The sequence below is a fragment of the Alteromonas sp. KC3 genome, from assembly GCF_016756315.1.
Lineage (GTDB): Bacteria > Pseudomonadota > Gammaproteobacteria > Enterobacterales > Alteromonadaceae > Alteromonas.
This window is the reverse complement of sequence record NZ_AP024235.1, coordinates 765051-778711: the sequence shown is the minus strand read 5'-3', so window position 1 is coordinate 778711 and position 13661 is coordinate 765051. Positions and strand designations below refer to the sequence as shown.

General features: G+C 45.7%; 12 protein-coding genes. 7 read left to right on the top strand and 5 right to left on the bottom strand.

The genetic code is table 11. The features are described 5' to 3' along the window. The 5 genes from JN178_RS03435 to JN178_RS03415 all read left to right on the top strand — a co-directional run bounded on the left by JN178_RS03435 (nt 1) and on the right by JN178_RS03415 (nt 4509). A complete protein-coding gene (locus JN178_RS03435; RefSeq protein WP_159623948.1) occupies nt 1-681 on the top strand; it encodes a TenA family transcriptional regulator in 681 nt (226 codons plus the stop codon). 45 nt (nt 682-726) lie between these two features. Beyond that, complete coding sequence (locus JN178_RS03430) at nt 727-1572, top strand: SDR family oxidoreductase (protein ID WP_202263692.1); 846 nt, start codon at nt 727-729, stop codon at nt 1570-1572. A gap of 121 nt (nt 1573-1693) precedes the next feature. After that, nucleotides 1694-2293, top strand: a complete 600-nt coding sequence (locus JN178_RS03425; RefSeq protein ID WP_442859691.1) for a tetratricopeptide repeat protein — start codon at nt 1694-1696, stop codon at nt 2291-2293. Nucleotides 2294-2500: 207 nt separating this feature from the next. Continuing rightward, a complete protein-coding gene (locus JN178_RS03420) occupies nt 2501-3148 on the top strand; it encodes a hypothetical protein (RefSeq protein ID WP_202263689.1) in 648 nt (215 codons plus the stop codon). A gap of 194 nt (nt 3149-3342) precedes the next feature. After that, complete coding sequence (locus JN178_RS03415; RefSeq protein ID WP_202263687.1) at nt 3343-4509, top strand: hydroxymethylglutaryl-CoA reductase; 1167 nt, start codon at nt 3343-3345, stop codon at nt 4507-4509. Between the two features lie 12 nt (nt 4510-4521). Here JN178_RS03415 and JN178_RS03410 read toward each other — a convergent pair whose 3' ends face one another. Then, nucleotides 4522-4890, bottom strand: a complete 369-nt coding sequence (locus JN178_RS03410; protein ID WP_202263685.1) for a YbaN family protein — start codon at nt 4888-4890, stop codon at nt 4522-4524. A gap of 301 nt (nt 4891-5191) precedes the next feature. On the opposite strand from JN178_RS03410, the gene JN178_RS03405 reads away from it, so the two are divergent. Then, on the top strand, nt 5192-7354 hold the full coding sequence (locus JN178_RS03405; protein WP_202263683.1) for a TonB-dependent siderophore receptor: 2163 nt from the start codon (nt 5192-5194) through the stop codon (nt 7352-7354). 88 nt (nt 7355-7442) lie between these two features. Continuing rightward, entirely contained in the window at nt 7443-8630 is a 1188-nt protein-coding gene (locus tag JN178_RS03400) for a PepSY-associated TM helix domain-containing protein (protein ID WP_202263681.1), read from the top strand. A gap of 53 nt (nt 8631-8683) precedes the next feature. Here JN178_RS03400 and mazG read toward each other — a convergent pair whose 3' ends face one another. The 4 genes from mazG to acpS are packed head-to-tail and all read right to left on the bottom strand — an operon-like array spanning nt 8684 to nt 13635. Further along, a complete protein-coding gene (gene mazG / locus JN178_RS03395) occupies nt 8684-9571 on the bottom strand; it encodes a nucleoside triphosphate pyrophosphohydrolase (protein WP_202263679.1) in 888 nt (295 codons plus the stop codon). Continuing rightward, nucleotides 9549-11732 carry a GTP diphosphokinase gene (gene relA / locus JN178_RS03390; RefSeq protein WP_202263677.1) on the bottom strand — a complete coding sequence of 728 codons (2184 nt, stop codon included), beginning with the start codon at nt 11730-11732 and terminating at the stop codon, nt 9549-9551. Before relA ends, mazG begins: the two co-directional genes overlap by 23 nt. Nucleotides 11733-11737: 5 nt before the next feature. Further along, nucleotides 11738-13219: a 23S rRNA (uracil(1939)-C(5))-methyltransferase RlmD gene (gene rlmD, locus JN178_RS03385; protein ID WP_202263675.1), complete on the bottom strand. Its 1482-nt coding sequence runs from the start codon at nt 13217-13219 to the stop codon at nt 11738-11740. Nucleotides 13220-13245: 26 nt separating this feature from the next. Further along, on the bottom strand, nt 13246-13635 hold the full coding sequence (acpS, locus tag JN178_RS03380) for a holo-ACP synthase (RefSeq protein WP_202263665.1): 390 nt from the start codon (nt 13633-13635) through the stop codon (nt 13246-13248). Nucleotides 13636-13661: the final 26 nt, after the last annotated feature.

The window sequence follows — 13661 nt, the reverse complement described above, 5'->3', positions numbered from 1 at the left end:
ATGTCTTTTTATCAACAACTTCAAGAAAGTACCGAGCAAGCTAGAAACCTGTTTTTACAGGCACCAATAATTCAACGTTGTTTTAATGGCGACTTTTCCCTTGACGATTATATTGCGTTTCTTCAACAAGCGTATCACCACGTTAAATTTACCGTACCGCTTCTTATGGCTACAGGCGCTAAATTAAGCGAAGACAAAGAGTGGCTGCGTGAAGCCATTGGCGAATATATTGAAGAAGAAATGGGTCATCAAGAGTGGATTTTAAACGACTTAGCTGCGTGTGGTGTCGATAAGGAACAAGCTCGAAATGGACAACCTGCACCTGCGACTGAACTTATGGTCGCTTATGCGTTTGATGCCATTGCACGCAAAAATCCACTTTATTTTTTCGGCATGGTGTTTGTACTCGAAGGCACTAGTATTGCGCTGGCAGATGCTGCAGCAAAGCAAATTAAAGATAAACTATCACTGCCTAGATCTGCGTTTAAGTATTTAACCTCACATGGTGCGCTTGACCAAGAGCACATCGTTTTCTTTGAAGGGTTAATGAACCAAATAGTAAACCCTCAAGAACAAGCCATGATCATTCACAGCGCCAATATGTTCTATCGCTTGTATGGGGATATTTTCCGTGAACTTACTCCTGAGCACGGTTTACGTCCTATTGCACAGATTGCGTAACGTGTGTAGCACTGTTTTTATAGGGTTAACTCAAGGTAAAGCGTGATGACTATTCAATGGCAAAATCAAGTAATACTCGTAACAGGTGCTAGTGGCGGCATTGGACATGCCATTGCTAAAGCACTTGATGAGAAAGGTGCGCATCTCATCTTAACGGGCAGAAATGAAGTAAAACTCAAACAGCTCCAACAGTCGCTCAAACATCAACATACCATTGTAGCGGCGGATATCTCGCATTGTGAAGGCAGAGAAAAACTGATTCACACGTGCGAGCGATTACCAGTGAGTATGCTGATAAACAATGCTGGCACAACCCATGTCGGCCAATTCAGTGATGCCCCTATCGAATCAGTGGTGACTACTAACCTACTCTCTCCAATGCTGCTAACCCAAGCGCTGCTTCCCCTTTTAGAGCGACGCCCTCATGCGCATATCGTCAATATTGGCTCTGCCTTCGGCAGTATTGGTTTTGCTGCGCATAGCACCTACTGCGCAACCAAATTTGCACTTAAAGGGTGGACTGAGGCCCTTCATCGTGAATATCACAACAGTAATATTCGATTTCACTATGTAGCACCAAGAGCAACGTCTACGGCGATAAATGACGAGAGAGCGGTAGCGCTCAATAACGCACTGGGTAATCACGTTGATACACCCGATGTTGTAGCACAAGCACTTGTTAAAGCACTCGAGCAAAACAAAGCGCGACTAAGTATTGGCTTTGCAGAACGCTTTTTCGCCAAATTAAATGCCATTTTACCCAATATTATCGATAACGCATTAGCCAAAAAGCTACCCATTATTAAACGCCACACATTCAGCAAAAGTGAGCAGAACACGCACATTGATACTGTGACAAATGCCAACGACTTATCCAGTAAGTTGGTTTAACACCGGAGTGAACATTATGAAACATTTAACTACTGTAACCCGAATGACGCTTATTACATTATCTTTAGGCGCAATGAGTTATGCACTTGCGCAAGATAACGCAAGGCCGTCAGCAAGCGATATGTCGCCTTCTTCAGTGCAACAAGAGATACAATCTCCCCTCTCTATGCTTCAGCATGAATGGGCACACATCAACTACGAAGTAGAGGAAAAGCAGAAAGAAAAAGCATTTGCCGCGCTTATTGAAAAAGCGAAGTTTTTTGTTAGTGAAGATCCCAACAATCCAGAGTTGATAATATGGCAAGGAATTATTCAATCAAGCACTGCAGGCGCTAAAGGCGGGCTAGGCGCTTTAGATTATGCCAAAGCCGCGCGCAAGAGCTTTGAACAGGCCATGCGATTAGACGAAAATGCCTTAGCAGGTTCAGCCATGACAAGTTTAGGTGTGCTCTATCATAAGTTGCCTGGTTGGCCGATTAGCTTTGGCAATGACAAGAAAGCCGAAAAGTTGTTGAAACACGCTTTGGAAATAAACCCAAATGGGATTGACCCCAATTATTTCTACGCCGAATTTCTCTATGACAATGGTGAGTATGCTCAAGCACGCATCTATGCCAATGAAGCAAAACAAGCCCCAGCAAGAGCAGAGCGTCCACTTGCAGATTTAGGAAGAAGACAAGAAATTTCTCGACTTGAAGCCAAGCTAGCTCAAAAAAGCTAATAGCAACCTTAAATTCAAAGCGCTCGCAATACTGCTATTGCGAGCGTGTTACCTCTCCCAGTACGCTTCACATCAGCATTATCAACGTTAATGGCAAGACATAGTCGCTTTTCCTTTAAAGAATCGCTAAATTACCGCTCTTTCAAAGAACTTAGGCGCATTTAGCGCACTTTTTCATCACCTTTTATTCTTTTAAGGAACGTTTTCATGTTAACAACGTATTTAAAACGCCTGGGCTTCTTAGGTATTGCATCGCTATCACTTATGGCACATGGCGAGGACCAAGGGGCACCTTTATTGTCTCTTCAGCATCAATGGGCAACAGTAAACTATGAGATGGAAGGCGATGCACAACTTGACGCGTTTTTACGTCTTATAGACCAAGCCAAGAACTTAACTGAACTGACATCAAACAGTCCGCAAGCTCTTACGTGGCTAGCCATTTCGCAATCAAGTACAGCAAGTGCCAAAGGCGGGCTGGGCGCATTGGACTATGCAGAAAGCGCCAAAGACAACCTAGAGAAAGCTATTGAAAAAGATGAACGTGTATTGGAGGGTACTGCACTTACCGTTTTAGCCGCGCTTTATCATAAAGTGCCGGGGTGGCCTGTCAGTTTTGGTAGTGATAAAAAAGCAGAAGCTTTGTTTAAACGCGCTTTAGAGGTAAACCCCCAAGGTATGGATCAGAACTTTTTTTACGCAGAATTTTTATTTGATGAAAAAGAATTTAAAAAAGCACAAAAGCACCTTGATATAGCAAAAAATGCCCCTGAAAAACCAAACCGACCTTTGGCCGACAAAATGCGGCGACAAGAAATTGCGAAGCTACAAGAAAAGCTGAGCACTGAACTCTAATTAAACTCTCCGTTACCTTTTAAGTAACACGCTTTATAGGTATAGGGGGTTTGTAAGCTGGCGCACATAACGCGCCAGCCACCATCATTAACAATTTATTCACACAACTTATCTATGTGTATAAAAGTCAATCGCTTCTCTTCTATCCACTTCACTTCTACTATGAGTACAGTGTATGTAAATGGAATAAGCAGATGGCAAAGATCCCACGTACAAAGAGTAATGATCACAGCGCACAAATGAGTCAAACGCGTCGCGACTTTATCGAAGCTCATTCAGGTGTAGTATTGACCCATACTGGGCACTACTCTGTGCCAGAAGAAACGCTTGAAGGAAATATTGAGAACTTCACGGGCGTTGCACAAATACCAGTGGGCTTTGCCGGTCCTATGCACATCAATGGAGAACACGCTAACGGTGAGTTTTATGTGCCTATGGCCACTACAGAAGGTACCTTGGTTGCCAGTTATAGCCGTGGCATGCGCCTTACGCGTGAAGCCGGTGGTGTTACTACCACAGTAATTGATGACGCCATGCAGCGCGCTCCTATGTTTGCCTTTAAAGACGCTCGCGAAGCACTCGCTTTTGGTAGCTGGGTAAAACAACATTTTTCAAACATTAAAGCAGCGTGTGATGCGACAACAAGCGTTGGGCGCTTGCGCGACATCGAACAGCACGCAGTGTCTAAACTACGCTGGTTACGATTTAACTTTACCTGTGGTGATGCCGCAGGCCAAAACATGGTAAGTAAAGCCACTAAAGCGGGCTGTGAATGGATCATGGCGAATTACCCTGCCCCCATTGATCACTTTGTGCTAGCCGCTAACTTAGACACAGATAAAAAGCACTCTCACCTTAACTCACTGCATACTCGCGGGAAACGCGTAGTCGCTGAAGTGACCCTGCCTCGTCAACTGGTTACCGATATAATGCATTGCACGCCAGAAGCGCTTTATAAGCAGCGCCAGTACTCAAATATGGGGGCCATGATGGCGGGAAGTGTGAGTAATGGTGCTCATTTTGCAAATGGTGTCACCGCGCTGTTTATTGCTTGCGGTCAAGATGTGGCGAACGTAGCGGAGTCCTCTGCAGGGTTTACCTTTGCAGAAATTACGCCCCAAGGCGATTACTATTTTTCAGTTACGATCCCGTCATTGATTGTCGCCACATATGGTGGGGGCACCGGCCTTGCCACCCAAAATGAATGCTTAAGTGTTTTAGGCTGTAGCGGCAAAGGCAGCGTGAACAAGTTCGCAGAAATTGTTGCCGCCACGGTGTTGTGTGGTGACCTGTCGCTAGGGTCCGCCGTCGTTGCAGACGAATGGGTCAGTAGCCATGAACGCTTAGGCCGAAATCGATAACACCCTTGCTCGCTAATGAACAACAAGACTTGGGCGCGTGAGTACAAAATACGCGCCGCATCCCATAAAAATTGCAACACAGATATAAGCAAGTAACGGCATAGAAGCAAATAAACACAGCCCCGCGAAACTTAACAACATACTGCAACAGGCAATGCACTTCACTTTTTTAGAAATCGCACCATGACGCCGCCACGCCTGCAAAGAAGGGCCAAATCGAGGATGATTTACTAGCCATAACTCCAAACGCGGCGAAGACTGTGTGAAGCAATAAAGTGCGCCGATAAGAAACACTGTTGTTGGCATAATAGGTAAGAATGCGCCAACCACTCCAAGTGAAGTAAGTACAAAACCACACAAAAGATAAAACGGTTTTCTCATAGACTTTACATACCAAGAATATGCCATTCACTGCAGCAACAGCTTGCCCTTAACTTTTTTAACGATATTGCCAACTTGCTGCAATAAAAAGTGTTTTTACGAGTACATTGTTAACCATAGCTTATTTCACTGCTGTGTGCATTGCGACAAATCAAACAGTAAAAGAAATCGCTAATACTAATTGACGATTCTGAGCCAATACACTATAGAAAATGAAAATAATAACAGTTATCATTTACACTAAAGTTTAAGAGCCAACCTTAACCCCTTTGTTAACGTTAGATATTGGACAGTAGTATCAATGAAGTATATAGCTGCAGTTATTACCGCCGCGCTGGCAACCAACGCCTTTGCTCAAGAAAGCGGAACTACAACACAAAACACACCGCAAGAGGCCAACAACGCAAATGCTAAAGAGGTAGAGCGTGTAGTCGTGACTAGCCGGGCGTTAAACCTTTATCGCAACGGAGAATCATCCACAGGTAAGCTCAGTGTTGACCCGCTGAATTCTACCCAGCAAATTACCACTATCAACGAAAGCCTTATTCGTGACCAAGGTGCAAGAAACGCTAAGGATATTTATCGAAACATTGCTGGCGTAAGCCAGTTTAGCTATGCAGGCGTTACCGCCCGAGGGTTTAGGCAAGAAGAAATTTTCTTTGACGGCTTACGCGGTGACCCCTACGTAGGGTTTAACGTGCCACAACTGTTCAATGTTGAAAGGCTCGACTTCCTAAAAGGCCCTGCTGGCATGCTTTACGGTGCTGGCGCGCCAGGTGGACTATTCAATTATGTGACCAAAAAACCACAGTCAGAATTTAGCGCCAATGCGCGCGCGATTGCAGGCTCGCACTCTCGCGTTGGTGGCTCAGGCGAAATTACCGGTGCATTAAGCGACAACCAAAACGGACGTTTAGGTGTTTTTTACGAAGAGCAAGATACCTATCGCGACAATAGCGCAAGCGAAGTATTTATTTTTGATTCAGGCTATTCGTATGATCTAAACAATCATTTGTTCACTGCTCAATATACGCATTATTCGCAGGATCTTGATGGCAATCGACTGCGTGGTGTGCCCACAGATGACGCAGGAAACTTCTTAACTGACCGCGCTTGGAACCACAATGAAGCCAGCGACTTCTTGAATCTACGATCAGATGTTGTACAGCTATCACTTGAAGGCCAAATAACATCATCAATGAGTTACGACACTAAGCTTCGCTATATTGATAATGAGCAAGAGCAAAACTATCACGAGCCCCGTGCATTAATTGATAGTGACGGAGATGGTGCAATCGATCTGGTCGGTAGAGAATTCAGAGACCAGCTACGTGAACAAGAGCAGATAAGTTTCGCGGCAAACTTTGTCTACGAGGGAACGCTGTTTAACGCTAATCAACGTACTGCTTTTGGTGTTGACTTGTATAAGGGCACTGAAGATGCATTGTTAGGTGGTACTGCATTTAGCGCCGATTTTGTAGAGCGCTATTTAGCGGGAACTTCACTGGACTCAGACATTATTCCGCTTAGGCTGACCTCTCCTAACTACGGTGAGTCTCAACCTAGCAACTATGATGTGCAGTTTAGAGCCCCTCGTACGACAGAACAGGTGCGCAACGGTGCATATGTACTTAATGAACTTGCTTGGGACAAATTTACGCTTGTTACCGGTGTGCGCTATGACACGTTTGAAGACGATTCAAATGGCACTGCGTTCGATGACAACAACGTTACCTATCGTTTGGGAGCAATTTATAAAGTCACCCCTTCCATCTCACTATATGGTCAGTGGGCTGACTCTTATGAACCTCAAGCTGTAACAAGTCAGACTCAACAAGCAGGAGGGCCCTTTGAACCCACCACAGGTGAAATCATTGAAGGTGGTGTGAACGCCGAGTTGTTCGACGAAACGACGTTACTTCGCATGGCGGTGTATCAAATCAAACGTCAAAACCTACTGCAAAATACAGGTCTTGATCCTGAAGGTGACGGTATCGATAACCTTGCACCTGTGGGCGAAGTCACCAGTGACGGTATAGAAATAGAAGTTATCTCTGACATTACGCCAAACTGGATCATGAGCGTGGCATACAGCTATAACGATGCACGCATTACCGCTGACAATGGTGGTACTACAATACGAAATAGCGTTGGAGACCAATTTGCCAATGCCCCTGAAAACCAGTTAGGTTTTTGGACGCGCTATCAAGTACCTGAGTGGGATCTTGCGTTCGCTTTTGGCGGCAACTACGTTGATGAACAGCTGAGCTTGTCTGGGCAAACAGTTAAATCTTATTTTGTGGCAGATGCCTCTATTACCTGGGAAGTCGAAAACTACAGCGTATTGTTTAGAATTGATAACCTATTTGATAGAGAGTATGCCGAGTCCGGTTTCTTGTCACGTACCGGTCACTTCCCTGGCAACCCGCGTAATGGCTTCGTAGAATTTACCTATAAGTGGTAAGACTGCACAAGTTAAAAGGCGACGTACTTTGCTGCGTTGCCTTTTAATTTATTAAGCGCAAAGCAATGTAAATAACTGAGTCACTGTCATGTCTAAAACGCGAGAGCGTAAATATCTTAAAAAGCTCTATAACTTGCATGCATGGGTTGGATTTCAGTTGGCCATTGTTATGTTTGTTATTTTAATTACAGGGACGTTTGCCACTATATCAAATGAAATAGACTGGCTTATTTTCGACGAAATGCGCGCGACGAGCGAGAACCGTAGTACTGGCTCAGCACCAAACTGGTCAGCGATTTATGACGCCGCTTCTCGCCATGCATCAGAGATAAAAATTAAGTCTATCTCGACAATGGGAAGCGATTATTTTACCTACCGCGTACGCGCGCAATTTGAAGATGGTAAAGACAGGTTTATTCATGTAGACCAGTATACTAATGAGGTTAAAGGCGACATTCCGCTACTTACCGTACAACGCTTTTTGCGAGATTTTCATCGTTACTTATTTATGCCTAATTATTTGGGCATGCCCACTGTCACCTTTTTTGCTTTTATTTTAGCAATATCACTCTACACGGGCCTGAAGACCACCCGCAATTGGAAAACAGCTATCACTCGTCTGCGACTTCGCCAAGGTCCTCGAATACTGCTAAGTGACTTACATAAAGTGTGTGGGCTATGGGCAATTTGGTTTGTCGTGACTATTGTTTTAACGAGTTGGTGGTATTTATTTGAATTTGGCGCAGCGGTCGGCGGCACTCGGTTTGAACCACCCGCCCCAAAATTAACCCATAGTATTCACGAAAAGTACAACGCCCCTATTTCAGCACATCAGCTTGATAAAGCGGTGAGGATTGCTGAGAGTGCGATCGATAACTGGCAAATCACCAGTATTCAGTTCCCTAGTTCACCCAAAAGCACACTGCGCTTTAAAGGAGTCGGCGACAACCCGCTTTTGCGAGACCGCGCGCACAAGGTCGATATCGACCCAGTCACCCTCGAAGTCATTGCTGTGCAGTCTCCGGACAATATGGCATGGACGAATTATATTAATGAGTATGCCGACCCCATTCATTTTGGGTATTTTGGAGGGCTTGCCACCAGAGCTATATGGTTTATCTTCGGGTTGGGACTTACCGCGCTATCAGCGACGGGCGTAATGATGACGTGGAAACGAACCAAAAGCACCGCATTGACGAAGGCGCAAATACGCACCCTACCCGTTTTTGCAGTGTCGGCTATTTGTTTTGTGGTGTGGTTATCGCGTTATTTGTAAACCAAGTAACGCGCTTAGTATAAATTTGTTGGCTAGCTTGAACGCGCAATAGTTTAGCTATTGCGCTTGATGGTTTGCCAAAGGCTTTCCATTTCCTCTAGGCGCATTGTATCGAGTTCAGTACCTTGTTCGCGGGCCAATTGCTCAACACCCTTAAAACGCGCTGCAAATTTATTGCTGGCTTTGCGAAGTGCCTTATCGGCATCCACTTTTAAATGACGCGATAGGTTGACCATCGCAAACAGTGCATCGCCAATCTCTTCTTCTATGGCGTCGTGATTAAGGGGTAATGTGTCGCCAGCCTCTGAAGATTCACTCTCTGATGCAATATGAATCTCTTGCGCTATTTCATCGACCTCTTCGCGCACTTTATCAAGAACGGGCATTACTTCAGGCCAGTCGAAGCCCACCTTTGCACATGCTTTTTGTAGCTTTTGCGCATGCATAAGTGCAGGCATGCCTGAGGGTACGTTATCTAAAATACTGTTGCTTGTCGCTTTTTTAGCACGCTTCTCTTGCGCTTTTATCGCTTCCCATTGAGCATTAAGCGACGCATCACTTAACGCATCACCGCTATTAGTGCCACCAAACACATGAGGGTGTCGCCGCACTAACTTATCACTAATGCTTTGCGCCACGTCATCAAAGGTAAAAGCATCTTGTTCCTTGGCTATCTGTGCATAAAACACCACCTGAAACAATAAATCGCCCAATTCGTCTTTAATGTCGCCCATATCACCGCTGGCAATAGCGTCGGCCACTTCGTAGGCTTCTTCTATGGTGTAGCGCGTTAAGCTTTCCATGGTTTGTTTCACGTCCCATGGGCACCCCGACTCTTTGTCGCGCAACTGCGCCATAATGGCAAGAAGCCGCTTGGTTTCACTAAGCTTAAGTTTACTTTCCTTGCGCTTGTTTTCCTTAAGCTTGCTTTCGTTTTGCATCTGTCACGCCTTTAAGCTGTCGTAAACGCGTAAGTACTTTAGACACTGTGTCTAAATCTTGTACTTCGATAGAGATTGTAATAAGCGCGGTTTGTCTGTTTTTATCGCTTAGGCTGTTTACACCCAGTAACGGCACATTTTCATTTGCCAATACGGTGGTGATGTCGCGCAGCAGGCCCGTTCTATCGTGGCAGAAAATGTCAATTCCAGTTTCAAAACCCACTTTCAGTTCTTCAGACCAATTGACCTCAATTTGGCGTTCTGGGTGTTGTGATAACAAATGCTGAAGCTGATCACAGCTTTCCTTGTGCACGCTAACACCTCGTCCTTGAGTGATATAACCCAAAATAGGCTCGCCCGGCACGGGTTTACAGCAGTTCGCCAACTGACTCATTAGATGGCCTACACCCTGCACCACCACAGCGTCTTTTTTGCCGCTGCCTGCTGCGGTTTTTCTGGTTTTCACCTTCGGACTTATTTCAGGTTCGGCTTGAACAGGCTCTTGCAGGTGATGGATAAAGTTAATCACCTGCATAACGCGCACATCACCGGCGCCTACCGCCGTGTATAGGTCATCCACGGTTTGTAAGTTAAACTTTTCAAATGCTTCTGCAGGTACCTTTGCTGGCAAATGCGCTCGCTGAAGTTCACGCTCAAGCAGCTCTTTGCCCGCCGCTAAATTTTTATCGCGATCTTGCTTTTTAAAGTACGAATGAATTGTTGCGCGGGCACGAGAAGAATGCACATAACCAAGCCCTGGGTGCATCCAGTCACGACTTGGATTTGGCTCCTTGCCTGTAAGTACTTCTATTTGATCGCCACTTTGCAGAAGATAGGTAAAGGGCACAATACGACCATTTACCTTAGCCCCAATGCAGCGGTGGCCTACATTACTGTGAATATAGTAGGCAAAATCAAGGGGCGTAGCGCCTTGCGGCAAATCGATAACGTCGCCTTTTGGTGTGAACACATAAACCCGATCATCAAACACTTGGCTGCGCAGTTCTTCAACTAGATCACCTGATTCCGCCACTTCTTCTTGCCATGCTAGTATCCGGCGAAGCCAATTAATGCGCTCGTCATAGCCAGACTGCTTGCCCGTACTGCCCTCTTTGTATTTCCAATGCGCGGCGACACCTAGCTCGGCATCTTGATGCATTTTCTGAGTGCGTATTTGAATTTCAACCGATTTACCCTCGGGACCAACGATTACCGTATGTATAGACTGGTAGCCGTTGGGTTTTGGCGTAGCGATGTAATCGTCAAACTCGTTAGGTAAGTGCTTATAACTAGCGTGAACCGTACCCAATGCCGCATAACAATCTTGCAGGCGTTCAGCGATAATACGAACCGCACGAATATCAAAAAGCTGCTCGAAAGTAAGACGCTTTTTCTGCATCTTCTTCCAAATACTGAATATGTGTTTTGGGCGCCCGTACACTTCAGCGCGTATATGCTCGCTATCAAGTATCCCCTGCAAATCGCTAACAATCGTATCTATATATTCGGCACGCGCTTTGCGTTTACCGTCTAATTGCTGCGCGATCTGCTTGTAAGTTATTGGATGTAAGTAACGAAACGCAAGATCTTCTAATTCCCATTTGAGCTGGCCTATCCCCAAACGGTTAGCAAGGGGCGCATAGATGCTTGCGCACTCTCGGGCCACCATTACACGGGTTTCTTCATCAGCCTTTTTGACTTGCTGAAGTGCACAAATGCGCTCTGCCATTTTAATAACCACAGCACGCACATCTTCCACCATCGCCAACAGCATACGTCGTATGCTATCGATATGCTGCTCATCGGATTTTTCAGCAAATCCAGAACCATTGACCTTGCGCGCGTGCAGTGATTTTATTGCATCCATGCGACGTACACCCACGACGAGGTCACGTATTTCAGCGCCAAACTCCTCAAAGATATCGACTTCGCTTAACGCATGCTGTTCACAGTATGGAAATACTAACGCTGCTTGAAGAGTGGCGTCGTCCATGTTGAGCTGACAAAGAATTTCAACCATTTCCTGACCGACAAGGAGTCGCTCAGGAATATCTGAAACCGCGGTGAGCTTTTCTTTGGTCTCAGCGGTCAAATTCAAACTGTCTAACCACGCTTCAAACGGTGGTCTATCGGCTTCGTGTACCTTACGTGTTGATACCATATCCGTTACTCGTTACTGCTGCGCTGCGTAAATAAAGCCATCATTTCCATGTGATGTGTGTAGGGAAACATTTCTGCTACACCTGCCTTTTCCATGTGGTAGCCGCCCTCTAGTAGTATTTTTGCATCTCTAGAAAACGTACTGGGGTTGCAAGAAACATACACTATCGCTTTTGGTAGTGCTTGTACAAGTGCATGACATACCGTCAAGGCCCCTTCCCTTGAGGGGTCAAGCAATACCTTATCAAAGCCGGTGCTAAGTGCCTGCTTAACATTGTCTTTATTCGACAAATCTAAATGCAGCCAGTCGACGTTAGATATGCCCTGTTTAAGTGCATTCTCTTTTGCCCGCGCCACCATTTCGGCAACCCCTTCGATTGCCTGAATCTGAGCCCCAGTTTTAGCCATGGGCAGGGTGAAATTACCTAACCCGCTAAACCAGTCAGCAATACGCTCGCCGCGTTGTGGTGCCAACCAAGCAAGCGCTTGGGCTATCATTTCTTGATTCACCGGCCCGTTTACTTGAATAAAATCGTTAGGCGCAGGGCTTAAAGTAAAACCTTCAGCAGTTGCAATAGATACATCTTGCGCAGTTTGCCCTTTTACCTGAAGCGGTATTAACGTGCCTTTCTTATTTTCCAGCACCACGTAAACCTGGTTGCTCAGTGCAAAGTCCACAAGGTTTTCAATAAGTTCATTTTCGAGGGCTTTGGTATGCTTGATAGTCACTTGCGTGATGTTATCGCCCGCAACCAGTACTATATGCCCTATGTGTTTAGCGCTTTCAAAGCCTTCAAGCGCATCGCGCAGGGCTTTCGGTAACATCTTGAGTGGGTCCACCAATATTGGGCAAGCATCAATATTCACAACCTTGTTGCTGCCTGCTTCTCGAAAGCCAAGTTTAATGCGGTTGATGTTTCGCGCATCAATAGCAAGCCTTGCTTTTCTTCTGTATTGCTCTCGGTTACCCGATAGCGGCGGCTGCCAAATAATAGGGTCCATCGCCAGCTGTCGCATAAGCATGTCTTTTAATGCTTGATCGCGATGTAATAACGCCGCTTCTGCATCTATATGCTGTAATTGACATCCGCCACACTGTTCAAATACCGGACAAAATGGCGTAACTCTATCAGAGGAGGCATTGATTACACGACTTACGCGAGCGTTGGCTACCTGCTTTTTGCTAGCCGTTATTTCTATTTCACAGGTTTCATTTGGTAGCGCCCCTTCGACAAATATCACCGGATTTCCGCGAACAACACCTTGCCCCATCCAATCTAATGCATCGATTGAAACACGACTTTTATTGCTCACGTGTCCAGACTCGATATCCGAACCCTGTGCCTTAGCGTCTGTTTGTTTTTCTGATGTAAGTGATTTTTTGAAACGCAGCCCAGCGACCTGTGAATTAGCACTGGTTCGTTTTTTTGTACCTTGCACGGTACTTTTTTTTTGTTTGTCGCGCGATTGCTTAAACAAGTTTGCCAAGTGAATCTCCGGTGGCTGATATGCTATTAAAGGGTTTCAAGAATGACAGTGGCAACAGCATAGTGCTGCTCGTCTGAAATACTGACGAGAGCGCTGACAATCCCTCTCGCTTCGCAGCGCGATGCAAACTCACCAGAAAACGTTAAACGAGGTGCACCCAACTCGTCGTTTGTCACCTCGATATGCTGCCAGCTAATGCCGTTGCCGATACCGGTCCCTAAGGCCTTTACTGCCGCCTCTTTGGCCGCAAAACGCTTAGCGAGAAACCGCATAGGCGTTTTGTGTTCACAAAATTGTTGGTATTCGGCGGGCGTAAGTACACGCTTAGCTAAGCGTTCGTTTACGCTATCACCACCTGAGCGACTGCTTAAGCGCGCTATTTCAATAATATCGGTCCCTAGACCCGCTATTGCCACGTTAAAACCCTACCTTTTTTGCGAAT

Excerpts from the sequence above, each read along its gene's own strand:
- JN178_RS03435 (WP_159623948.1), top strand. The coding sequence starts at position 1 with ATGTCTTTTTATCAACAACTTCAAGAAAGTACCGAGCAAGCTAGAAAC.
- JN178_RS03430 (WP_202263692.1), top strand. The coding sequence starts at position 727 with ATGACTATTCAATGGCAAAATCAAGTAATACTCGTAACAGGTGCTAGT.
- JN178_RS03425 (WP_442859691.1), top strand. The coding sequence starts at position 1,694 with ATGTCGCCTTCTTCAGTGCAACAAGAGATACAATCTCCCCTCTCTATG.
- JN178_RS03420 (WP_202263689.1), top strand. The coding sequence starts at position 2,501 with ATGTTAACAACGTATTTAAAACGCCTGGGCTTCTTAGGTATTGCATCG.
- JN178_RS03415 (WP_202263687.1), top strand. The coding sequence starts at position 3,343 with ATGGCAAAGATCCCACGTACAAAGAGTAATGATCACAGCGCACAAATG.
- JN178_RS03410 (WP_202263685.1), bottom strand. The coding sequence starts at position 4,890 with ATGAGAAAACCGTTTTATCTTTTGTGTGGTTTTGTACTTACTTCACTT.
- JN178_RS03405 (WP_202263683.1), top strand. The coding sequence starts at position 5,192 with ATGAAGTATATAGCTGCAGTTATTACCGCCGCGCTGGCAACCAACGCC.
- JN178_RS03400 (WP_202263681.1), top strand. The coding sequence starts at position 7,443 with ATGTCTAAAACGCGAGAGCGTAAATATCTTAAAAAGCTCTATAACTTG.
- mazG (WP_202263679.1), bottom strand. The coding sequence starts at position 9,571 with ATGCAAAACGAAAGCAAGCTTAAGGAAAACAAGCGCAAGGAAAGTAAA.
- relA (WP_202263677.1), bottom strand. The coding sequence starts at position 11,732 with ATGGTATCAACACGTAAGGTACACGAAGCCGATAGACCACCGTTTGAA.